20 protein-coding genes are annotated in these 20,030 nt (G+C 70.9%); 7 read left to right on the top strand and 13 right to left on the bottom strand.

What is annotated here, in order from left to right:
* Positions 1-2: 2 nt before the first annotated feature.
* Positions 3-2,186 carry a DEAD/DEAH box helicase gene (locus KYX17_RS27670; RefSeq protein WP_243232081.1) on the top strand — a complete coding sequence of 728 codons (2,184 nt, stop codon included), beginning with the start codon at positions 3-5 and terminating at the stop codon, positions 2,184-2,186.
* Positions 2,187-2,243: 57 nt separating this feature from the next.
* On the opposite strand, the gene KYX17_RS27665 is transcribed toward KYX17_RS27670, so the two are convergent.
* The gene (locus KYX17_RS27665) at positions 2,244-3,311 is read right to left on the bottom strand and encodes an Rv2578c family radical SAM protein (protein ID WP_243232079.1); all 1,068 of its coding nucleotides are present in this window, start codon (positions 3,309-3,311) and stop codon (positions 2,244-2,246) included.
* A 108-nt stretch (positions 3,312-3,419) separates the two neighbouring features.
* On the opposite strand from KYX17_RS27665, the gene KYX17_RS31920 reads away from it, so the two are divergent.
* The 3 genes from KYX17_RS31920 to KYX17_RS27650 all read left to right on the top strand — a co-directional run bounded on the left by KYX17_RS31920 (position 3,420) and on the right by KYX17_RS27650 (position 6,353).
* Positions 3,420-4,385, top strand: a complete 966-nt coding sequence (locus tag KYX17_RS31920; RefSeq protein ID WP_243232077.1) for a M15 family metallopeptidase — start codon at positions 3,420-3,422, stop codon at positions 4,383-4,385.
* Between the two features lie 100 nt (positions 4,386-4,485).
* On the top strand, positions 4,486-5,028 hold the full coding sequence (locus KYX17_RS27655) for a hypothetical protein (protein WP_243232075.1): 543 nt from the start codon (positions 4,486-4,488) through the stop codon (positions 5,026-5,028).
* 161 nt (positions 5,029-5,189) lie between these two features.
* Positions 5,190-6,353, top strand: coding sequence for an acyl-CoA dehydrogenase family protein (locus KYX17_RS27650; protein ID WP_243232072.1), 1,164 nt, complete (start codon positions 5,190-5,192; stop codon positions 6,351-6,353).
* A 242-nt stretch (positions 6,354-6,595) separates the two neighbouring features.
* On the opposite strand, the gene KYX17_RS27645 is transcribed toward KYX17_RS27650, so the two are convergent.
* The 8 genes from KYX17_RS27645 to KYX17_RS27610 form a co-directional block, all read right to left on the bottom strand.
* Complete coding sequence (locus tag KYX17_RS27645) at positions 6,596-7,159, bottom strand: ECF transporter S component (protein ID WP_243232070.1); 564 nt, start codon at positions 7,157-7,159, stop codon at positions 6,596-6,598.
* Entirely contained in the window at positions 7,156-8,010 is an 855-nt protein-coding gene (locus KYX17_RS27640; RefSeq protein ID WP_243232069.1) for a siderophore-interacting protein, read from the bottom strand. The genes KYX17_RS27645 and KYX17_RS27640 overlap by 4 nt, the downstream gene beginning before the upstream one ends.
* A 22-nt stretch (positions 8,011-8,032) precedes the next feature.
* Positions 8,033-8,848: an energy-coupling factor transporter transmembrane component T gene (locus KYX17_RS27635; RefSeq protein ID WP_243232066.1), complete on the bottom strand. Its 816-nt coding sequence runs from the start codon at positions 8,846-8,848 to the stop codon at positions 8,033-8,035.
* Entirely contained in the window at positions 8,845-10,593 is a 1,749-nt protein-coding gene (locus KYX17_RS27630) for an ABC transporter ATP-binding protein (RefSeq protein ID WP_243232064.1), read from the bottom strand. Before KYX17_RS27630 ends, KYX17_RS27635 begins: the two co-directional genes overlap by 4 nt.
* Before the next feature lie 47 nt (positions 10,594-10,640).
* Positions 10,641-11,222, bottom strand: coding sequence for a TetR/AcrR family transcriptional regulator (locus tag KYX17_RS27625; protein WP_243232062.1), 582 nt, complete (start codon positions 11,220-11,222; stop codon positions 10,641-10,643).
* Between the two features lie 4 nt (positions 11,223-11,226).
* On the bottom strand, positions 11,227-11,775 hold the full coding sequence (locus KYX17_RS27620) for an ECF transporter S component (protein WP_243232060.1): 549 nt from the start codon (positions 11,773-11,775) through the stop codon (positions 11,227-11,229).
* 62 nt (positions 11,776-11,837) lie between these two features.
* The gene (locus tag KYX17_RS27615; RefSeq protein WP_243232058.1) at positions 11,838-12,812 is read right to left on the bottom strand and encodes a pirin family protein; all 975 of its coding nucleotides are present in this window, start codon (positions 12,810-12,812) and stop codon (positions 11,838-11,840) included.
* The gene (locus KYX17_RS27610; protein WP_137418303.1) at positions 12,809-13,102 is read right to left on the bottom strand and encodes a GNAT family N-acetyltransferase; all 294 of its coding nucleotides are present in this window, start codon (positions 13,100-13,102) and stop codon (positions 12,809-12,811) included. The genes KYX17_RS27615 and KYX17_RS27610 overlap by 4 nt, the downstream gene beginning before the upstream one ends.
* Positions 13,103-13,236: 134 nt before the next feature.
* On the opposite strand from KYX17_RS27610, the gene KYX17_RS27605 reads away from it, so the two are divergent.
* A complete protein-coding gene (locus KYX17_RS27605) occupies positions 13,237-15,858 on the top strand; it encodes an RNA helicase (RefSeq protein WP_243232056.1) in 2,622 nt (873 codons plus the stop codon).
* On the opposite strand, the gene KYX17_RS27600 is transcribed toward KYX17_RS27605, so the two are convergent.
* The 4 genes from KYX17_RS27600 to KYX17_RS27585 are packed head-to-tail and all read right to left on the bottom strand — an operon-like array spanning position 15,855 to position 17,969.
* Complete coding sequence (locus tag KYX17_RS27600; RefSeq protein ID WP_243232298.1) at positions 15,855-17,093, bottom strand: C2 family cysteine protease; 1,239 nt, start codon at positions 17,091-17,093, stop codon at positions 15,855-15,857. The two genes, KYX17_RS27605 and KYX17_RS27600, sit on opposite strands and share 4 nt — an antisense overlap.
* Positions 17,087-17,410: a hypothetical protein gene (locus KYX17_RS27595; RefSeq protein WP_243232054.1), complete on the bottom strand. Its 324-nt coding sequence runs from the start codon at positions 17,408-17,410 to the stop codon at positions 17,087-17,089. The genes KYX17_RS27600 and KYX17_RS27595 overlap by 7 nt, the downstream gene beginning before the upstream one ends.
* Positions 17,407-17,676 (bottom strand): hypothetical protein, encoded by a 270-nt coding sequence (locus tag KYX17_RS27590; protein WP_243232053.1) that lies wholly within the window; start codon positions 17,674-17,676, stop codon positions 17,407-17,409. Before KYX17_RS27590 ends, KYX17_RS27595 begins: the two co-directional genes overlap by 4 nt.
* Positions 17,673-17,969 (bottom strand): hypothetical protein, encoded by a 297-nt coding sequence (locus KYX17_RS27585; protein ID WP_243232049.1) that lies wholly within the window; start codon positions 17,967-17,969, stop codon positions 17,673-17,675. Before KYX17_RS27585 ends, KYX17_RS27590 begins: the two co-directional genes overlap by 4 nt.
* A gap of 101 nt (positions 17,970-18,070) precedes the next feature.
* On the opposite strand from KYX17_RS27585, the gene KYX17_RS27580 reads away from it, so the two are divergent.
* Complete coding sequence (locus tag KYX17_RS27580) at positions 18,071-19,231, top strand: glycoside hydrolase family 3 N-terminal domain-containing protein (protein ID WP_243232047.1); 1,161 nt, start codon at positions 18,071-18,073, stop codon at positions 19,229-19,231.
* A 32-nt stretch (positions 19,232-19,263) separates the two neighbouring features.
* The gene (locus KYX17_RS27575) at positions 19,264-19,809 is read left to right on the top strand and encodes a DUF1697 domain-containing protein (protein WP_243232045.1); all 546 of its coding nucleotides are present in this window, start codon (positions 19,264-19,266) and stop codon (positions 19,807-19,809) included.
* The last annotated feature ends 221 nt before the right edge of the window (positions 19,810-20,030 follow it).

Below are 20,030 nucleotides of genomic sequence, written 5' to 3'. Positions count from 1 at the left end.
CCATGCCCAAGAACAAGAAGCCCGCCGGCGGACGTCCGGCCAAGAACTTCGAGCCCCGCTACGGCGCGAAGACCTCGTTCCAGGACCGCAAGCGTCGCCCGGGCGAGTCCTCCGCCGGCTCGGCCGGCTCCAAGAGCCCGGGTCACCGCGGCTACCGCGAGGAGACCGCGGAGTCGGCTCCCAAGCGTCGTTGGACCTCGGCAGAGCGCGCCGGCCGCGATGAGGCCCGCGGCATCCGCGAGGGTCGTCCCGCCCGTTCGTTCGACGACCGCCCGGCCCGTCGCGAGGGCGACCGCCCGGCCCGTTCGTTCGATGACCGTCCCCGTCGTTCGTTCGACGACCGCCCGGCACGTTCCTACGACGACCGTCCGCGTCGTTCCTTCGACGACCGCCCTGCCCGTCGTGACGGCGATCGTCCGGCTCGTTCGTTCGATGACCGTCCCCGTCGTTCGTTCGATGACCGTCCGGCTCGCCGCGATGGCGATCGTCCGGCGCGTTCGTTCGATGACCGCCCGCGTCGTTCGTTCGATGACCGTCCGCGTCGTTCCTTCGATGACCGTCCGGCTCGCTCCTTCGACGAGCGTCCGGCTCGTCGCGACGGTGAGCGTCCGGCTCGCTCCTTCGATGACCGTCCCCGTCGTTCGTTCGACGACCGCCCGGCTCGTCGCGATGGCGACCGTCCGGCGCGTTCGTTCGATGACCGTCCCCGTCGTTCGTTCGACGAGCGTCCGGCTCGTCGCGACGGTGAGCGTTCGGCTCGCTCCTTCGGCGATCGTCCGGCGCGTTCGTTCGACGACCGTCCCCGCCGCTCGTTCGACGATCGCCCCGCGCGTTCGTTCGATGACCGTCCGCGTCGCTCCTTCGACGAGCGTCCCGCGCGTCGCGAGGCCGGCAACCGCTCCGATTGGACCGCGACCGCCGCCAAGGCGCACGAGCAGCACGTCGACGTCGTGCACGAGCGTCTCGAGGCCGAGGCCGTCCAGGCCGAGACCGTCGAGGGGCAGGGCTTCGGTGAGCTCGGCCTCGGTCAGAACATCGTGAAGGTGCTCGCCGAGCTCGGTGCACCCAGCCCGTTCCCGATCCAGTCCGCGACGATCCCCCCGATCCTCGAGGGACGCGACGTGCTCGCCCGCGGCCGCACCGGCTCCGGCAAGACCATCGCCTTCGGCGCGCCGCTGGTCGAGCGCATCCTGCGCGCGCAGGCGGGTACCCGCCGCGAGTTCGGCCGCCGCCCCAAGGCGCTCATCCTCGCGCCGACGCGTGAGCTTGCCCTGCAGATCGACCGCACCGTGCAGCCGATCGCGCGCAGCGTCGGCCTGTTCACCACGCAGATCTACGGCGGCGTGCCCCAGGCGCGTCAGGTCGGTGCGCTCAAGAAGGGCATCGACATCATCATCGGCACCCCCGGCCGCATCGAAGACCTCATCAACCAGGGCAAGCTCGACCTGTCCGAGGTGCAGGTCTCGGTGCTGGATGAGGCCGACCACATGGCCGAGCTCGGATTCGCCGAGCCCGTGCAGCGCATCCTGCGCCTGACCGGCGAGGGCAGCCAGAAGCTGCTGTTCTCCGCCACGCTCGACCGCGAGGTCGCCGCCCTCGTCGACGAGTTCCTCGTCGACCCGGCCGTCTACGAGGTCGCGGGCGAGACGCAGGAGACCGGAACGATCGACCACCGCGTCTTCGTCGTCGACCACCGTGACAAGGCCGAGCTGCTCGCATCCCTTGTGGACCGCGACGGCAAGACGCTCGTCTTCTCGCGCACCCGCGCGTTCGCCGAGATGCTCGTCGAGAACTTCGAGGACGCCGGCATCTCCGCCGTCGCTCTGCACGGAGACCTCAACCAGGCCAAGCGCACGCGCAACCTGCAGCGCCTGACCGACGGAAAGGTCAACGTGCTGGTCGCGACCGACGTGGCGGCCCGCGGCATCCACGTCGACGACATCGATCTGGTCATCCAGGCCGACGCTCCCGACGAGTACAAGACGTACCTGCACCGCTCCGGCCGCACCGGCCGCGCGGGCCGCAGCGGCACCGTCGTCACGCTGGTCCCGCGTCAGCGCCGCCGTCGCATGACGGAGCTGCTCTCGCGCGCCGAGATCGACGCGCCGTTCGAAGAGGTCCGCCCCGGCGACGACGTCGTCGAGGAGGTCGCCGGGCGCCAGCTCGCCGACGTCGCCTCCGCCTGACATCGAGTCGCGCAACGCCCCCTCGCCCCGTGCGAGGGGGCGTTGCCGCGTCTCGGGTCAGAACAGGCGTGCCGGCTGCGGCGTCGAACCGGTGAAGCGCACGGATGCGGCGGCCGCCGCCGCGCGTGCCCCGGGAGCGACCGGACGCGCGCGTACCGGCTCCTCCTCGTCGCGGCCGTCGAGCCCGTGCACCCGCAGCAGGGGTCGAACGCGCCGCGCGAGCCACTGTCGGTACGCCTTCGGGGCGCTCACCGATGCCCCCGGGTACAGCCCCAGGTAGCTCGAGACGAGCTCCGGATGCTCGCGCCGCAGCCATGCCATGAACCAGGGCTTCACGCCGGGACGCAGATGCAGCGCGCCGTAGACGACGCGAATCGCCCCCGCCGCCTTGATGCGCCGCAGCGCGTCGTCGAGGGCTGCGATCGAGTCGGTCAGGTGCGGCATCACGGGCATGAGGAAGACCGTGACGCGAAAGCCCGCATCCGTCGCTGCACGGACCGTGTCGAGGCGAGCCTGGGCCGTCGGGGTGCCGGGTTCGACTGAGCGTTGCAGGTCGTCGTCGAAGAGGGCGATCGACATCGCGATCGATACGGGGACGCGCTCGTGCGCTCGCTGCAGCACCGGCAGGTCGCGACGAAGCAGTGTGCCCTTCGTGAGGATGGAGAAGGGTGTTCCGGATGCGGCCAGAGCGTCGATGATCCCGGGCATGAGCCGGTAGCGCCCCTCCGCCCGCTGGTACGGATCGGTGTTCGTGCCGAGGGCGACGTGCTCCCGGCCCCAAGAGCTGCGGGCGAGCTCGCGCTCGAGCACGTCGGCGATGTTCACCTTCACCACGACCTGGGTGTCGAAGTCGCGACCCGCATCGAGGTCGAGGTAGGTGTGCGTTCCGCGTGCGAAGCAGTACGTGCAGGCGTGGCTGCACCCGCGGTACGGGTTGATGGTCCAGTCGAAGGGCATCGCGGACGAACCGGGGACGTGATTCAGCGCGGAGCGCGCCGCGACTTCGTGGAACGTCATGCCGGCGAACTCCGGTGTCGTCACCGAGCGCACGAGAGAGTCGAGTCGTTCCATGCCGGGGAGCGCAGCCGCATCCTCTTCGCCGACCTTCTGCCCGTTCCACCGCATGACGACAGTGGAACAAAGATTCGAATCCCTGTCAACCCTGAAGGGTTCTCATTCGTGCAGAAGTATGGACCAGCTCGCCCAACGCGCGCGCGGGAGGCACAATGGAGCGTGATCTCCACCGCGTCACCCGAGACGCTTCCCTCGCGCCGCGCTGCGCGCGTCGCGTCCGGGCGGCTTCGACGCCGCCGCATCGCGGTCGCGTGCCTCGCGGTGGTCGGCGTCGTGGTGGCGGCGCTGTGGCTGAGCGCTCTCCTGGCGGGAGCCCCGGTGGCCGCTCCCGCTGCGCCGGCCGGCCCGCCCGCTGCACAGGCCATCCCCGCGCCGGTCTTCACCAGGGCACCCGCCGCCGCATCCATCTGCGACGACCCGGCGGTCGCCGCAGCGGTCGCCGCCGGCGACGACGAGGCCGTGATCGTGGCCGCCGGTGGGGGAATGTCCTTTCGAGAGGCCGTCGTTTCCGGAACCGCCCCGTGCATCTCGCTGTCTGATCCCGCCCGCCGCTGGGTCGTCGTCAACAAGCAGCGGCCCCTGAATCCGCTCGACTACGAGCCGCAGGGCATCGTCCAGGTGCAGGGCCTGAAGACCTTCAACGCCGGCGTGCTCCGCCAGGATGCCGCTGCCGCGCTGCAGCAGATGGCGGAGGCCGTCGAGACGGCCGGTGTCGGTTCGCTCGGGCAGCTCAGCGGATATCGCTCCTACGACACGCAGGTGTCGACGTACCAGGAGAACGTGGCGCGCGGCGGGCAGGCGGAGGCGGAGATCTCGAGCGCGCGGCCGGGATTCAGCGAGCACCAGCTCGGCCTCGCGATGGACCTCATGCCCTGCGGCAGCGGATGCGGGACGCTCGACGACTTCGGAGCCTCCCGTGAAGGGCAGTGGGTGGCCGCCAACGCCTGGCAGTTCGGGTTCATCGTGCGCTACGAGCAGGGCTACACGCCGGTGACGGGGTACGAGGCGGAACCCTGGCACCTCCGCTACATCGGTCCGGAGCTGGCGCAGGCGTATCACGAGGGCGGCTGGCACACGCTCGAGGAGTTCTTCGGCCTTCCCGCCGCCCCCTCCTACCCCGGATGACCCGGCGCATCCGGCACCGGTGGCCGAAGGCTGCTCACCCGAAGGGGAGGGGGCTGCGATTCGTCCTGTTCACCCTCGCGTTCCTCGTCGAGGCGCATCGGTGGCCCTGCCCTACCCGACGGCGGTCGCTCAGAGCCTCACCGCTCTCGGACAGGGGCGGCTCACCGCGGATCTGCGCCAGCCGGAGACGACCGCCGACGCGGTCGCTGCCCTCACCGAGAAGATCGGACACGATCGGGTGGTCGGCATCTCCGTCAGCGAGGATGTCATCCTCGTCGATGCTCCCGTGACTCCCGGCTCCACCGATACCGACCGCTGGGAGTATCGCCGCGGTGAGGTGGTCCGCGACGGTCCGGCGCCGTCGCAGCCCGACTCGGCCGCCGAGCAGTTCTCGCTCGACAAGGTGTCCTGGCCAGGGCTGTGGACCGCCATGCAGACGGCCGCCGACACGGAGGGGATCGACAGTCTGAGCGGAGTCGCACTGCGGCTGGAGCGGGCGGCCGACAGTGACATCGATTCGCCGACGTTCGCGCAGAACGCGGGGCCGGTGCGCGCGCGTTTCTGGTTCGACGGCGACTACCGCTCGGTCTTCTACGACGTCGCCCCGGACGGTACGGATCCGGCGCGCACCGAGGGGAACTGACCCGCTGGAGGGCCTCCACAATCGCGACACTCGGTTTCGGTGTGCGTGGGATGCGATTCCACAGCGTGGTGTGCTCCGCGCGCACCCGCCGGTCTAGGATCGCGTCAGGCGATGGCGCCGCAGCGTGTCGACGCAGGCGCCCCGAGATGGAGGAGACGTCCGTGGAACGCGACATCTACGACGAGGATCACGAGGCCTTCCGGGAGGTCGTGGTCGAGTTCATCAAGCGCTACGGCACGAACGCCCGGCGCGAAGCGTGGGATGCGGCCGGTCAGATCGACCGCGAGACCATGAGGGCCGCCGGCGACGCCGGGATCATCGGACTGTCGGTTCCCGAGGAGTTCGGCGGCGCGGGGATGCTGCAGGACTACCGCTTCCGCGCTGTGGTCAATGAGGAGGTCATCAAGGCCGGGCTCGGGTCGCTGGCAGGTGCCTTCGGCATCCAGGACGACCTCGCCGTGCCGTACCTGGCCCACTTCGGCACGCCGCAGCAGAAGCAGAAGTGGCTGCCCGGCATGGCCACCGGCGAGGTGATCGGCGCACTCGCCATGACCGAGCCCGGCGCGGGCAGCGATCTGCGCGGCATCTCGACCGTGGCGAAGAAGGTGGACGGCGGCTGGATCCTGAACGGTGCCAAGACGTTCATCTCCTCCGGAGCGACGGCAGACATCGTGGTGACCTTCGTCAAGACGGGAGAGGGCAACCGCCCCGACGCGTTCAGCCTCGTGCTCGTCGAGAACGGCATGGCGGGCTTCGATCACGGAAAGAAGCTGCACAAGATGGGCTTCGCCGGGCACGACACCGCGGAGCTGTCGTTCACCGACGTCTTCATCCCCGACGAGAACCTCATCGGCGGCGAGCCCGGCCATGGCTTCGTGCAGCTCATGCGCAACCTTCCGCTCGAGCGGCTGTCGATCGGCGTCGCCGCCGCGGCGGCCGCGGAGGCGGGCCTGCGCTGGACGCTCGAGTACACGAGCAGTCGCGAGGCGTTCGGCCACGCGATCGCCGACTTCCAGAACACGCGCTTCCGCCTGGCCGACATGGCCACGACGGTCGATGTGCTGTGGGCTTACGTCGACCGCGCCATCGCGCTGTACGGCGAGGGCAAGCTCACGCCGGAGGAAGCCGCCAAGGTCAAGTTCTGGACGACGGAGCGCGAGTGGGAGGTGCTCGATGCCGCCGTCCAGCTGCACGGCGGGTACGGCTACATCCTCGAGTACCCCGTCGCCCGCGCATTCGTCGACGCCCGCGTGCACCGCATCTACGGCGGGACGAACGAGATCATGCGCGAGATCGTCGCGCGTCAGGTGACCGGCCGGAAGTAGCCTCAGCCCCATCCCGTTCGAGGGACCCGTGATGTCGCCGTGCGAGCGCGCCGGCCGCACCGCGGGTCCCTTGAACATGCCTGAGCCGCATCGACCGTGTTCGAGGGACCCGAAACGTCGTGATTCGGGCGTGTGGGCCGCATCCCGGGTCCCTCGAATTGGGTGGGACCGTGTTCGAGGGACGCGAAGTGTCGTGGCGTGAGACGCGGGGGTGCCGCCATTTGGGGCGACGTCGTGAGGGGTCAGCGGGGCTGGCGGCGGGCGAGGCGAGCGACGCCCGCGCGCCGGAGGGCGTCGGCGATCACGACGCCGATCGCTGTGCCCGCCAGGCAGCTCGCGATCGTCAGCGCGAAGAAGCCGATCATCGCGGGCAGCGGCATGGTCCACAGGTTGAAGTACTCGGCCGCGAACAACGGGTAGACCACGCCGATGATGAGCGCGCCGGCGAAGTGCAGCCAGGTTCCCCAGTAGCGGTACAGCACGAGTAGGAACGGCAGCTCGGCGAAGAACGCCCACCAGAGGTTGGTGCCGATGTAGGGCAGCACGACGATGCCGGAGATGAGGCCCACGAGAAGGCCCACCCCCGGACGCTGCAACAGTCGCAGCGCGATGGTCGCCGGCAGCAGCCACATCCCCGCCAGTGCCACCGACGCGAACGGCACGACCGCGAAGAGCAGCGTCGACAGGGCGGTCACGCCCCAGAGCACCACACCGCTGGCCACACCGATCGCGGCGCAGGTCAGCAGCACCAGGGTCGGGATGCGGCCGCGCGCCGTGTGCGGGGTCTCGGCGGACGGGGCGCTCACGCGTCGACCCCCGCGGTGGTCGACGCAGGGGTCGACGCGCCCATCCGCCAGTAGCCGATGAAGCTGATCGATGCTTTATCGAGGCCGCGGGCGACGAGCGCGCGGCGAGCGGATGTGGGCAGCGACTGCTCGCCGACGATGAACGCGTGCACCCCTTGCGCGGGCAGCGGGACCTCCTCGAGAGCCGCGAGCGCGAGCGTGCCGGGGCGGGTCTGGGCGTCGCGCACGAGCCACCGCACCTCGACGCCGGCCGGGGCATCGAAGGCCAGCGCGTCGGCCTCGGACGGCACCTCGATGAGGGCGACGCCCGTCGCGCTCGCCGGCAGCGAGGCGCACACCCCGGACACCGCGGGCAGGCCCGTCTCGTCCGCGACGAGAATCACCCGGTCGACGCCGCGGGCCGGGTCGAACCCGAGCCCTTCGTCGATGATCACGACGCTGTCGCCGGGGCGTGCGGATGCTGCCCACCGGGACGCAGGACCCGCATCGGGCCCCGTGCCGTGCAGCACGAAGTCGACGTCGATCTCCGCTCCTGCGTCCACCGTCGCTGCCCGGTAGGCGCGCACGGTGTAGTTGCGCATGACGGGACGCACGCCGTCCGGGATGCGCAGGTACTTCAGATACCCGATCAGCTTGTTCGCCTTCGCGGGGATCCGCTCCAGGCCCTGATCGCCGCCGACGGGGAGGAAGAGGCGGAACCACTGGTCGTAGCCGAGCGGCACGAACCTGTCGATCTCGCCCTCGCCCAGGGTCACGCGCATCCAGTGCTCGCTGAGGCGTTCGGTGCGCACCACCCGCAGGTGCAGGAGGTCGGGGGATGCGGGCTTCACGAGACGGGAGAACCGAGCCATGCGGAGCCTTTCTGTCGGGGGGTCAGGCGCCGGTCCACGGGCGCGCGATGAGGAAGACCGCCGCCGAGACGGTCCAGAACGCGAGGACGAAGACGACGTCGCGGATGCGGAAGGGCACCTGATGACGCTCGGTGCGGTCGGGGTAGGCGCCGAACGCGCGGGCGTCCATCGCGAGAGCGACGCGCTCGGCGTGACGGATCGCCCCCGCGAGCAGGGGGACGATATACCCGCCCCAGCGGGCGATCGCGGCGAAGGGTCCGCGCCCGCCGTGCGATCCGCGCACCCGGTGCGCCTGTCGGATCACGTCCAGTTCGTGAGCGAACCGCGGCACGAAACGGAACGCGGCGAGAGCCGTGTAGCCGATGCGGTACGGCACACGCAGCTGCTGCACGAGCGATCGGGCGAGGTCGGCCCCTGCGGTCGTGAACCCCGCGGCCAGGGCGAGCGCGAGGATCGCGATCAGGCGCAGCGCCGTGGCGAAACCGATCGCGAGAGCGCCGGAGAACAGCCGCCACTGGCCGATCTGCAGCACGAGCGGCGTCGTGTCGACCTGGGCCGCATCCGTCCACACGGCGAAGCCGCATCCGAGCACGAGGACGGCGGCGGGTAGCGCCACGAACAGTGTGAGCAGCACCTGACGCGACGCCCGCGCGCCCATGAGCAGCACCGCGTAGGCGAGCACGAGGAACGCGAGCGGGGTGGTGAGGTCGCGGACGAAGATCAGCGCGAGACTCGGGGGGATGATGGCCGCGAACTTGGCGAGCGGATTGAGTGCGTAGAGGAAGCGCGCCCCGGATGCCGCCGTGGGCGCCGCGAACGGGTCGATCGTCGCGGTCATGGCAGATCCGCCAACCGCACGACGCCGGCGAGGGCGGGATGACCCTCGAGCTGAGCGAGTGCGTGCCGTAGCGGCGGAGGGCGCAACCCTGCTCGCTCGATGAGTGCCGCGTCGGCGAATACGTCGGATGTGGCGCCGGATGCGGCGATGCGCCCCTCGTGCACCACGACCACGTGATCGGCGTACTCTGTCACGAGCTGCATGTCGTGCGTCACCACGAGCACCGTGGTGCCGGCGGCATTGAGCTCGGCGAGCAGCGCGAGCAGTTCGTCGGCGCGGGCGCGGTCCTGCCCGAACGTCGGCTCGTCGAGCGCGAGCACCGGGGCGCCGGCCACGAGTGCCGTGCCGACGGAGAGGCGGCGCTTCTGGCCGCCCGAGAGCAGGAAGGGATGTGCCCCGGCGCGCTCTGCCAGCCCGAACCGCGCGAGCAGCTCGTCGGTGCGCCGGTGCACCTCGTCATCGGCGAGCCGCTGCCGGTGCAGGCCGTGCGCGATCTCGTCGGCGACCGTGTGGGCGATGAACTGGTGCTCCGGGTTCTGGAACACGAAGCCGATGCGAGCGGGAAGCGTTCGCGCGTCGGCGCGGCCCACGTCGATCCCGGCGACCGTCACGGTGCCGCGCGGGGGGACGACGACTCCCGCGATCGCCTGCAGCAGGCTCGTCTTTCCGGCACCGTTGGCTCCGACGATCGCGACGAAGGAGCCTGCGGCGACACTCAGCGAGACGTCGTGCAGCACCTCGGCGCGCCCGCGCCGCAGGGTGAGCGAGCGCACGTGGACGATCGGATCGCGGGGTTCGCGTGAGGTGACGGCCGCCCGCGCGGCGGGGGCAACGGATGCGGGCGCGGGCTGCGCCTCGAGCGCCGCGCGCAGCTCGGCAGGACTCAGCGGCAGCGGGTCCATGCGGTACCCGGCCGACCGCAGACGGAGCGCCGCGAGGGTGCAGGTCGGCAGCCACACGCCGAGCTCGTGCAGCTCGTCGGCCCGCGCACGCAGCACCTCGTCGACGCCCCCGTCCGCGATGACCGCGCCCGCCGCATCCAGCACGACGACGCGATCGATCAGCGGCACGGCCGCATCCAGGTTGTGCTCGATCAGCAGGATGGCGCGATCGCCGGCCGCGACGAGTTCGGCGAGCGTCGCGTACACCTCTTCGATGCCGCGCGGATCGAGGTTGGCGGTGGGCTCGTCGAGCACCAGCAGGGGAGAGGCCATGGCCAGAGCCGCGGCGATGGCGAGGCGCTGGCGTCCGCCGCCGGACAGGCGGTCGGGGTTCTCGTTCCGGCGGTCCCAGAGCCCGACCCGGCGCAGGGCGTCTTCGGCGCGGCGGAGCACCTCGTCGACGGGAAGCCGCAGGTTTTCGGGACCGAAGGCGACCTCGTCGAGCAGCGTGCCGGTGACGAGCTGGGCATCCGGATCCTGGAACACCATCGCCACCTGCGTGCTCAGCTGGGCGACGGAGGCGTCGCGGGTGTCCAGGCTCCCGGCCGTCACGCGCCCGGTGACCTCGGCGGGGATGTCGTGGGGGATGAGCCCGTTCAGCGCCAGGGCGAGCGTCGACTTGCCGGAGCCGCTGGGCCCCAGAAGCAGCACGACCTCGCCGGGGTCGATCCGGAACGTGGCGGATGCGGGCGAGGGGCGCCCGGCGCCCTCGTGGGTGATCGAGAGGTCCTCGACCCGCAGGAGGGGTGCGTCGACGCCGGATGCGGCGAACGAGGCGTCGCGATCGGCGGAGGCAGCGGGCACGGAGGATCCAGAGTTTCGACGGGCGGGTCCTCCCAACTTAGCCTAACCTAACTCGCCTTCTCCAGAAGCTCGTCGATACTGCGTTCGTAGGCCGCCGTCAGCCGCGCGGGTCCCATCCCGCACAGGAGCGCGAACTGCAGGCCGCGCCACTCCGCGACGACGCGCGTCGCGGCGAGCTCGGCCGCATCCGGAGCCCAGCCCTCGGCGACGAACACCGCGCGCACGCGAGTCACCCATCCGGTGCCGAGGTGCGAGAGGAACTCGTCCCAGCGCTCGGGGTCTCCGAGGGCGACCGCGAAGCGGTGGAAGAACATGACCAGGTAGGGCCTGTTCTCGGGGGCGCCGATGTCCTGCCATGCCCGCAACAGGCGCTCCCGCAGCGGAGCATCGTCGGCGGCGAGGCGCTCGAAGACGGCGGCGAGGTGGGGGAAGCGCTCGATCGCGATCTCGGATGCGGCCTCCAGCAGCCGCTCCTTCGAACCGAAGTAGTACAGCAGCATCCGGTTGTTGGAGCCCACCGCGCGGGCGATGCCGGACAGGCTGAGGTCGATGAGGCCGTTCTCGAGGATGAGGTCGGCCGCGAGCTGCGCGAGCCGGCGGCGCTCGGGGTTGTCCGCGCCCTCGGTCATCGACTCAGCGCCCGCCGCGCACGACGCCCGCCCGGCGCAGACCGATGCCGACCCACAGACCCACGGCGGTCCACGCGACGGGGGCCAGCACCGAGATGGCGAGGTATGCGATCTGCGCCCAGAGCGGCAGCGTCTTCAGGCCCGCGGCGAAGAAGACCGCGGCGGCGATGACGACGCCGATCACGAGGGCCGAGACGAAGAACCGCCATGCGCGCCAGGATCGATAGCGGGTCGCGGCGGCGACCACCTCCTGGATGCCGCCGAAGAGCACCGCGGTTCCGAGGAACTGCAGTGCGTACTGCGGCGCCGTGGCGCTGGAGACGAGAGCAGCCAGCAGGTGCGCCAGGAGGGCGACACCGGGTCGGCGCAGCACCTCCTGCGCGATGATGCCGGGCAGCACGTGCACGCCCAGCAGCAGACCGTACAGCGGAGGGACGAAACCCAGAAGCGGCACCGTGGCCCAGCCGGCGATGCCGCCGAGGATGCCGGTGGCCACACCGATCGCGGCGCACACGAGCAGCACGCGCGTCGACAGAACAGAGGTGCGGGCCACGTCCCCAGACTATCGGCGTGACGGTGCGGGCCGGCTCGCGGCGCCCGGGAGAACTCCGCCGCTCAGAGCCGACGCCGGCGACGCGTCAGCCGCACGGCCGGCAGCGGAGGCGCGGGGACGCGTTCGTCGCCGTGGCCGACCACGTGTGCGAAGCGTTCCGAGCCCGCCTCCCACTCCTCGCGGGCCGCCACGATCTCGTCGTGGTCGCGTCCGACGAAGTTCCACCACATGACGATCTCGTCTTCGAAGGGTTCGCCGCCCAGGAGGAACAGCGTCGCGTCCTCGGCGCTCGAGATCTCCACCTCCTCGCGTCCGCGCCCGAGGTACAGCAATTGCAGCCCCACCAGCTCGGTGCGCTCTGCATCCGCCGTGTGCACGCGCGGGGTGCCGGCGACGCCGACGAGCGCATGCTCCCAGTCCGCGCGCAGCGGCAGCGTGATGCGGGAGCCTGCGGGGACGCGGATCTCGGCCCCCACGATCGGCGTGTAGGCGGATGCGGGCGAGCGCACTCCGGCGAGCTCTCCCATGACGACGGTGGCGCCGCCGCCACCGTCCAGGGCCAGCTCGGGGAGGTCGGTGTGCTGCTCGAACGCGGCGTCGCCGTGCCGACGCGAATCGGGGAGGGCGATCCACAGCTGCAGGGCGTCGAGCGGGATGGGCTCTTCGGTGACCGAGTACTCGGAGTGGGCGATGCCGCGCCCGCTCGTCATGAGGTTGAGCTGTCCTCGGGAGATCAGCACGTCGCTGCCGATGCCGTCGCGGTGGCGTACCTCGCCCACCAGCGGCCAGGTGACCGTCTGCAGTCCGATGTGCGGGTGCGGCTCGACCCGCATCCGCACCTCTTGGGGGCCGAAGCGATCGAGGAAGCACCACGCGCCGACCATCGGCAGCTCGCGCTGCGGGAGGGCGCGGTGCACCTGCATCGCGCGCACTCCGCCGAGCGGAACCACGCGCGCGTCGAGCACGACGGCACGGGGCCCGTCGCACTCGACGGACTGCTCGAGGCTCTCCTCGGCGTCCGCGTCGAGTCGGGTCACGGCCAGGCGACCTTGAGGCCCGGCACCTCGTGCTCGCGCAGGTACTTCGCCACGAACGGGCAGAGCGGGACGATCGTCTCGCCGCGCTTCGCCTCGTCCTCGAGAGCGCGTTCGACCAGGATGCTCGCGACGCCGTGACCCTTGAAGGCGGGATCCACTTGGGTGTGGGGGAAGACCGTGCGGCCTTCCTCGTCCGTGTAGAAGGCCGTGAAGCCCGCGGGGACGTCATCGAGGAAGACCTCGTACCGGTCCTCGCCGCGTTCGACGCGCACGTTCAGCTCATCCGACATGGCTCTCCTCTGCTCGCGTGCTCCCACGCTAGCCGTGGGCGGGCGGTCTCGGGCTGCGTCATCCGCCGAGGACGCCTGCGTCGGATGACGAGGGTCGCCCGCTGGATGTGGCCGGCGTCGGGCAGACTCGAGGGATGACCGCATCCCTCACCGAGCTCGCCCGCGCAGCCGGGGACGACGCGGATGCGCTGTACGACGCATTCGTGGGCTGGACCACCGGACGCGGCATCGAGCTGTACCCCGCGCAGGATGAGGCGGTCATCGAGCTCGTCTCGGGTCAGAACGTGATCCTGTCGACCCCCACCGGCACGGGCAAGTCGCTCGTCGCCGTCGCCGCGCACGCCGTGAGCATCGCGCGGGGCGGGCGCAGCTACTACACCGCGCCCATCAAGGCCCTCGTGAGCGAGAAGTTCTTCGCGCTCGTGGACATCTTCGGCGCGGAGAACGTCGGGATGGTCACGGGCGACTCCTCGGTCAACCCGGATGCGCCGATCGTGTGCTGCACGGCGGAGATCCTGGCGAACCTCGCCCTGCGCCACGGGGCGGATGCGCCGGTGGACCAGGTCGTGATGGACGAGTTCCACTTCTACGGTGAGCCCGACCGGGGGTGGGCCTGGCAGGTGCCGCTCCTCCTCCTGCCGCGGGCGCAGTTCCTGCTGATGTCGGCGACGCTCGGCGACGTGACCGAGATCGCCGCCGACCTCACCCGCCGCACCGAGCGTCCGACCGTCGAGGTGACGGGGGTGGAGCGCCCCGTTCCGCTGCACTTCTCCTACGCCCGCATCCCGATCCAGGAGCAGGTCGAGAAGCTGCTGGAGGAGAACGAGGCGCCGGTGTACATCGTGCACTTCTCGCAGGCGCAGGCGATGGAGCGCGCGCAGGCGCTCGCGAGCGTAAAGGTCGCCACCCGCGCGCAGCGCGACGAGATCGCCGAGGCCATCGGCGGCTTCCGCTTCACGACGGCGTTCGGCAAGACCCTCTCGCGCCTCGTGCGCGCCGGCATCGGCGTGCACCACGCGGGCATGCTGCCGCGCTACCGACGTCTCGTCGAGACGCTCGCGCAGCGCGGGCTGCTGCGCGTGATCTGCGGCACCGACACCCTCGGCGTGGGTATCAACGTGCCCATCCGCACCGTGCTGCTGACGGCGCTCACCAAGTTCGACGGCACCCGGATGCGGCAGATCACCGCGCGCGAGTTCCATCAGATCGCGGGTCGTGCCGGTCGTGCGGGCTACGACACCGCCGGCACGGTCGTCGTCATGGCCCCCGAGTGGGAAATCGAGAACGAGCAGGCGCTGCGCAAGGCCGCGGGCGACGCCGCCAAGCGCAAGAAGATCGTGCGCAAGAAGGCGCCGGCCGGCGCCGTGAACTGGGGCGAGGGGTCGTTCGAGCGGCTCGTGCAGGCCGTGCCCGAGCCGCTGGTGCCGCAGATGCAGCTGACGGCGGCCATGCTCATCAACGTCATCGCCCGCGGCGGCGACGTCTTCGCTCATGTGCGCTCCCTCGTCTTCGACAACCACGAGCCCCGAGCGCGCCGCTACGAGCTCGCGCGCCGTGCGCTCGCGATCTTCCGCACGCTCGTCGCCGCGGACGTCGTCGAGGTGGCCGACGGCCGCATCCGGCTGACGGTCGACCTGCAGCCGAACTTCGCGCTCAACCAGCCCCTCTCGCCCTTCGCGCTCGCCGCCATCGAGCTGCTCGACCCGGATGCGGCGCCGCCCGCATCCGCCGCGGCCGCATCCGCCGCCGAGGTCGCTCCGGTCGGAGAAAGCGACGAAGGTCGGAGGATCGACGGCGAAACCTCCGACATCCGGCCGGATCTCCGACCGGCGCGCACCGCGGGGTCGGGTCACTACGCCCTGGATGTGGTCAGCGTCATCGAGGCGACCCTCGACGACCCGCGTCCGGTGCTCGCGCAACAGGAGTTCAAGGCGCGCGGCGAGGCGGTCGCGGCCATGAAGCGCGACGGACTCGACTACGACGAGCGGATGGCGGCCCTCGAGGACATCACCTATCCGAAGCCGCTCGCCACGCTGCTCGGCGAGGCGTTCGAGGTGTTCGCCTCCAGTCAGCCCTGGGTGCGTGACTTCGAGCTGCGCCCCAAATCTGTCGTCCGCGACATGTTCGAGCAGGCATTCTCCTTCGCGGAGTTCGTCTCCTGGTACCAGCTCGGTCGCAGCGAAGGCCTCGTGCTGCGCTACCTCAGCGACGCGTACCGTGCGATTCGCCAGACGGTGCCGGCCGAAGCGCGCACCGAGGAGCTGATGGACGTGATCGCCTGGCTCGGCGAACTCGTGCGGCAGGTGGACTCGAGCCTCGTCGACGAGTGGGAGCGGCTCGTGAACCCGGCGGATGTGGCGGGCGAGCCGGTCGTGCCTCCCGCGCCCCCCTCGGTCGTGGCCAACCGTCGCGCCTTCGTGGTGCTCGTGCGCAACGAGATGTTCCGGCGCGTGCAGCTCGCGGCGCTCCAGCGTGACGACGACCTCGTCGCGCTGGACCCGGATGCGGGCTGGCCCGATGCTCTCGACGCCTACTACGACGAGCACGACGCCGTCCTCACCGACGCCGGTGCGCGCTCGCCCGCGCTCTGCACGATCGATGAGTCGGACGCGGCCGGCGGCATCTGGCGCGTCGAGCAGGTGATCCACGATCCGGAGGGCGACCACGACTGGCGCATCCGCGCGGTCGTCGACCTCGCCGCATCCGCCCAAGAGGGCGCGGCGCAGGTCAGGGTCACCGAGATCGTGCGCCTCTAGTCGGGCGCCGTCACGTTCGTCGAGGTCGCGCGCCAGAACAGTGCCTCGACGTCGTCCGCCGAAACGCGGAACTCGCCGCCGCCGTCTGCGCTGTTGCCCGGGCCCCACGGGTTGCGCATCCACACGCTGCCGTCTTCTTCGATGCGCGTGACGGCATACGAGTGAGACGAGACGATGTCGATCTCGCGCGAGCTGCCGTCGGCCGCCTCCACGGTGATCGTATGGTCGCCGCTGCGCGGCGACGAGATGACAACCTGACCGCCCTGCTCCAGATTCTCCCGGAGCGGAGCGAGTTGATCGGCAGTCAGTCCCGCGTAGGAATCGTTCTCGGTGACGGTCACGTCGCGTCCCGTGATGATCTCCATCGCGTCGGCGGGCACGCCGCCGTCGAGGAAGTCATACCCGTATTCCTCGCGCAGTGCCGCCTCGTACAAGGCCGCGATCGAAGGTTTGTCGCCGGAGAACAGGAACCACTCCCAGTCGGACTGGCGTGCCCCGTGACCGAAGACGTTGTCTACGAAAACCTCTTTGGGTTCGCCGTTCTCGTAGAGCGTCACCCAGTAGCCCTCGCGGTCGGCATCCCACCGCACGTGCTCGCGGATGAAGTCGTCGCCGCCGTCGGTGCCCAGGAGCGACACGATGCTGGACAGCATGAAACAGTCGCCGATCTGACCCTGGGCCACGTCGTCCGCGTCGAAGGCATCGTCGTCGGTGATCGCCTCGGTCACCGGCTCGTCGGGTTCGCTCTCATCGCCCGTGAACCAGCCGAACGGGTCCCACCAGGCGTTGCCCTCCGCATCCTGACCCGCCGCAGCGCGGAGTTCCGCCGCGGCGCGCGCCGCGGCCTCCTGGTGCGCGCCGACGGCGGCGAAAGCGTCGAGGCGGGCGCTCACGGCCGCGCCGTAGGCGCCGAGGTCGAAGGGGTTGGCGCGCACGGCGTCCGCGGCACGATCGTAGGCTGCGACCGCGCGATCGTAGTTCGCGCCGACGGTGCGGATGTGCTGGGCGTACCACTCGAGCGTGACCGCCGCGCGGGAATAGGCCGTTGCCAGCCGGGTGGTTGTGTCGGCGTCGGCGGACCGGGCGCTGCTGAAGGCGGAGGACGCCTCCCCCTGCCAGTCGTCCGCTGTGGCGCTGCGGCCGAGCGCCACAGCGTCGGTCACCGCGTCGGCGGCCGCGCGCAGACGCCGCGCTGCGGCGGCGACCGTGCCCGCATCCCCCATCGCGTTCACCATGGTCGCCACCGCACGAACACCTGGCCGCTGCCGTCCACCCCGTCGTCGGAGCCCTCGACGCGTTCGATCTCGATCACGCACCAGGCAGCCACCCGCGCGCGTTCGCCGACCGTCAGAGCGGCGCGCTGCCGGTCGCCCCAGGTCAGCACGACGGGCTCACCGGCGTCGACGACCCCGATGCGCACGCCGCACACCTCGGTCTGCGCCCCCGCGGCGAGCGTCTGCGGCACGCCCACGATCTGGCACGCCGTGACCGCCGCGGCGGCGACGGCGACCAGGCCACCCGCGACGAAGAGCGCGATCCTGCGGCTTCTCATCGCTCGATCTCGATCGATACCGTGCTCTCGGAGCCGTCCGGCGAGAAAGCGAGAGCGGCCACCCGCAGCGAGCCGCCACCCGGCAGCGGAGCGGATTCTCCGGACGCCAGTCGGACCGAGGTTCGGCCCTCGGCGCCGGCGATGCCGAGCCGCGCCGTAACGCCGCCGCCCTCAGCGGATGGTCGGAGATCGGCCGAGATGAAGCCGATCGTCAGTCCGTCATCCCGGAACTGTGTTCCCTGCCGGAGAACGACCCGCACCGTCACGGGAGCTCGCCATGGACTCGGGCCAGAGACGCCGACAGTGCGGACTCGCGCTCGTGCATGGCGTTGCCGGTTGCAGACACCGCATCGCCGAGCTGCCGCCACCGATCGTGCGCCGCATCGCGCATGCGCTCCGTCGCGGCTGCGAACGACGCTGCTGCGGCGGCGACGTCATCGCCACCGAGGGTGCCCGCATCCGTAGGGACCTGCGCATCGACATCCGCCAGCCGGCCAGCAGTGTCGTGCAATCGTGTGCTGAGGGCGGAAAGTTCGTCGAAGGACATCGCGATGGTCATGAGCCTCCCCTTTCGCCTCAGTGTCGCACAGGGTCCAAAGCCGCATCCGGAGTCGTCCACAACCCCGGGTGCGTCCAGGTCTGGTCGGTCACACTGGGATGATGCGCAAGACGATCGCGGTTCGCGCGCTGGCCGTTCTCGCCGCGGCGGCGGTGCTCGTGGGATGCTCCGCGCAGGTCACGCCGACGGCTGCCCCCTCGACACAGAGCCCCACGCCCACACCGACCCCGACGCCCGACCCGATCGACGCCCTCACGCTGGAGCAGCGCGTCGGGCAGCTCTTCATGGTGGGAACTCCCGCTGACGCCCCCGACCCGACGGCGCTCGCCGCGATGGCCGACCCGGGTGTGGGCGGGCTCTTCCTGCGCGGACGTTCCTCCGCGGGCGCGGCGGCCACGGCATCGCTCGTCGCGCAGTTCATGGCGGTGGAGCCTGCGACCGGCCCTCGCACCTGGATTGCGACGGACCAGGAGGGCGGGGACGTGCAGGTGCTCTCGGGAGACGGCTTCGAGCCCATGCCGACGGCGCTCACGAGTGCGCAACGCGACGACGCGACGCTGCGCGCGGATGCCGAGCGGTGGGCCGCCCAGCTGCGCGCGGCGGGGGTCGACATGAATCTCGCGCCGGTGGCCGACATCGTCACGAGCGCCGACACCGCACGGCTGAATCAGCCGATCGGCGTCTACAACCGCCACTACGGCTACGACGAGGCGACCGTCGCCGACAAGGCGGGTGTCTTCGCACAGGGGATGCGGGAGGCCGGCGTCCTGCCGACGATCAAGCACTTCCCGGGGCTCGGCCGGGTGACCGGAAACACCGACTACGCGGCCGATGTCGTCGACACCGTCGTCGGCGCGGACTCGCCGGACGTGAACGTCTATCGCACCCTTCTCGACCAGGGGCCGGCCGCGGTCATGATGGCGACTGCCGTCTATCAGCGCATCGACCCCTCGATGCCCGCGGCGTTCTCCGAACCCGTCGTGACGGGCTTGTTGCGCGACGGGCTCGGATTCGACGGCGTCGTGATGACCGACGACATCTCGGCCACGGCGCAGGTGGAGCGCTGGGCGCCCGCGGACCGGGCGGTGCTCGCCGTCGACGCCGGTGTCGATCTGCTGCTGCTCTCCGCCGACACGTCGGTATTTCCCGAGATGTACCAGGCCGTGCTGCAGCGGGCCAAGACCGACCCGGCGTTCGCCGAGAAAGTGGATGCGGCGGCGGGCCGCATCCTGGAGCTGAAGGAGACGTTCCCCGGCGAGTGACGGGGATGCGGGATCGGGCGCGGCGGGCCACAATGGGCCGGGTGCCGACGTATCTCGGGTTTCTCCGCGCCATCAACCTCGGAGCGAAGCGCGTCTTTCCGAAGGGCGACATCTGCCGGGTGGTGTCCGAACTCGGTTTCGAGGACGTCACCACGCACCTCAACACCGGCAACGTGAGGTTCTCGACGCGGATGCGTTCGCGCGCCCGGATCGAGGAGGCGCTGGAGCGCGCGTTCCACGCCGACCGTGGCTTCGACGTGCTCACGATCGTGTTCACGACCGACGAGTTCGCGCGCATCGCCGACGAGGCGCGCGCGTTGAGCGAGGCCCGACCGAATCTCGCGCGGCACTACGTGTATCTGCTGAAACAAGAGCTCACCCCGGAGCAGGCGGCCCTCGTCGAGGCGACCAGCGGCGACAAGGGCGAGATGGTCGTTTCGGGCCGGGCGGCGCACGCGCTGCTGGGACCCGGGTACAACGACGGCACGGTCGACCCGCTGTCCGCCGCGAAGCTGCTCGGCATCGCCACCAACCGCAACCTCAACGTCGTCGGGGCCCTCGCCGATCGCTGGTGCTGACGGCGACGGTTCTCCGGTGCGCCGGGCGCGGCGCCGGGGGCCCGCGCCCGCCTGCCCGCCCGCTCGCCTTGGGGTGTTGCCCGCCTTGGGGTGTTGCGTGTCTCACTTGTGCACGTCTCGGGGGCTTCCGGCGTGAACGTTCGAGACACGTAGGGGTGTGCGCGGTGTCTGGGGTGTTGCGTGTCTCACTTGTGCACGTTTCGGGGGCTTCGGGCGTGAAC

The organism is Microbacterium sp. CIAB417, assembly GCF_022788845.1.
This window is presented reverse-complemented; position numbering and strand designations above follow the sequence as displayed.

Coding starts and splice junctions, on each gene's coding strand:
- KYX17_RS27670 (WP_243232081.1), top strand. CDS start 3: ATGCCCAAGAACAAGAAGCCCGCCGGCGGACGTCCGGCCAAGAACTTC.
- KYX17_RS27665 (WP_243232079.1), bottom strand. CDS start 3,311: ATGCGGTGGAACGGGCAGAAGGTCGGCGAAGAGGATGCGGCTGCGCTC.
- KYX17_RS27640 (WP_243232069.1), bottom strand. CDS start 8,010: ATGGCTCGGTTCTCCCGTCTCGTGAAGCCCGCATCCCCCGACCTCCTG.
- KYX17_RS27635 (WP_243232066.1), bottom strand. CDS start 8,848: ATGACCGCGACGATCGACCCGTTCGCGGCGCCCACGGCGGCATCCGGG.
- KYX17_RS27625 (WP_243232062.1), bottom strand. CDS start 11,222: ATGACCGAGGGCGCGGACAACCCCGAGCGCCGCCGGCTCGCGCAGCTC.
- KYX17_RS27610 (WP_137418303.1), bottom strand. CDS start 13,102: ATGTCGGATGAGCTGAACGTGCGCGTCGAACGCGGCGAGGACCGGTAC.
- KYX17_RS27605 (WP_243232056.1), top strand. CDS start 13,237: ATGACCGCATCCCTCACCGAGCTCGCCCGCGCAGCCGGGGACGACGCG.
- KYX17_RS27600 (WP_243232298.1), bottom strand. CDS start 17,093: ATGGTGAACGCGATGGGGGATGCGGGCACGGTCGCCGCCGCAGCGCGG.
- KYX17_RS27595 (WP_243232054.1), bottom strand. CDS start 17,410: ATGAGAAGCCGCAGGATCGCGCTCTTCGTCGCGGGTGGCCTGGTCGCC.
- KYX17_RS27585 (WP_243232049.1), bottom strand. CDS start 17,969: ATGACCATCGCGATGTCCTTCGACGAACTTTCCGCCCTCAGCACACGA.
- KYX17_RS27580 (WP_243232047.1), top strand. CDS start 18,071: ATGCGCAAGACGATCGCGGTTCGCGCGCTGGCCGTTCTCGCCGCGGCG.
- KYX17_RS27575 (WP_243232045.1), top strand. CDS start 19,264: ATGGGCCGGGTGCCGACGTATCTCGGGTTTCTCCGCGCCATCAACCTC.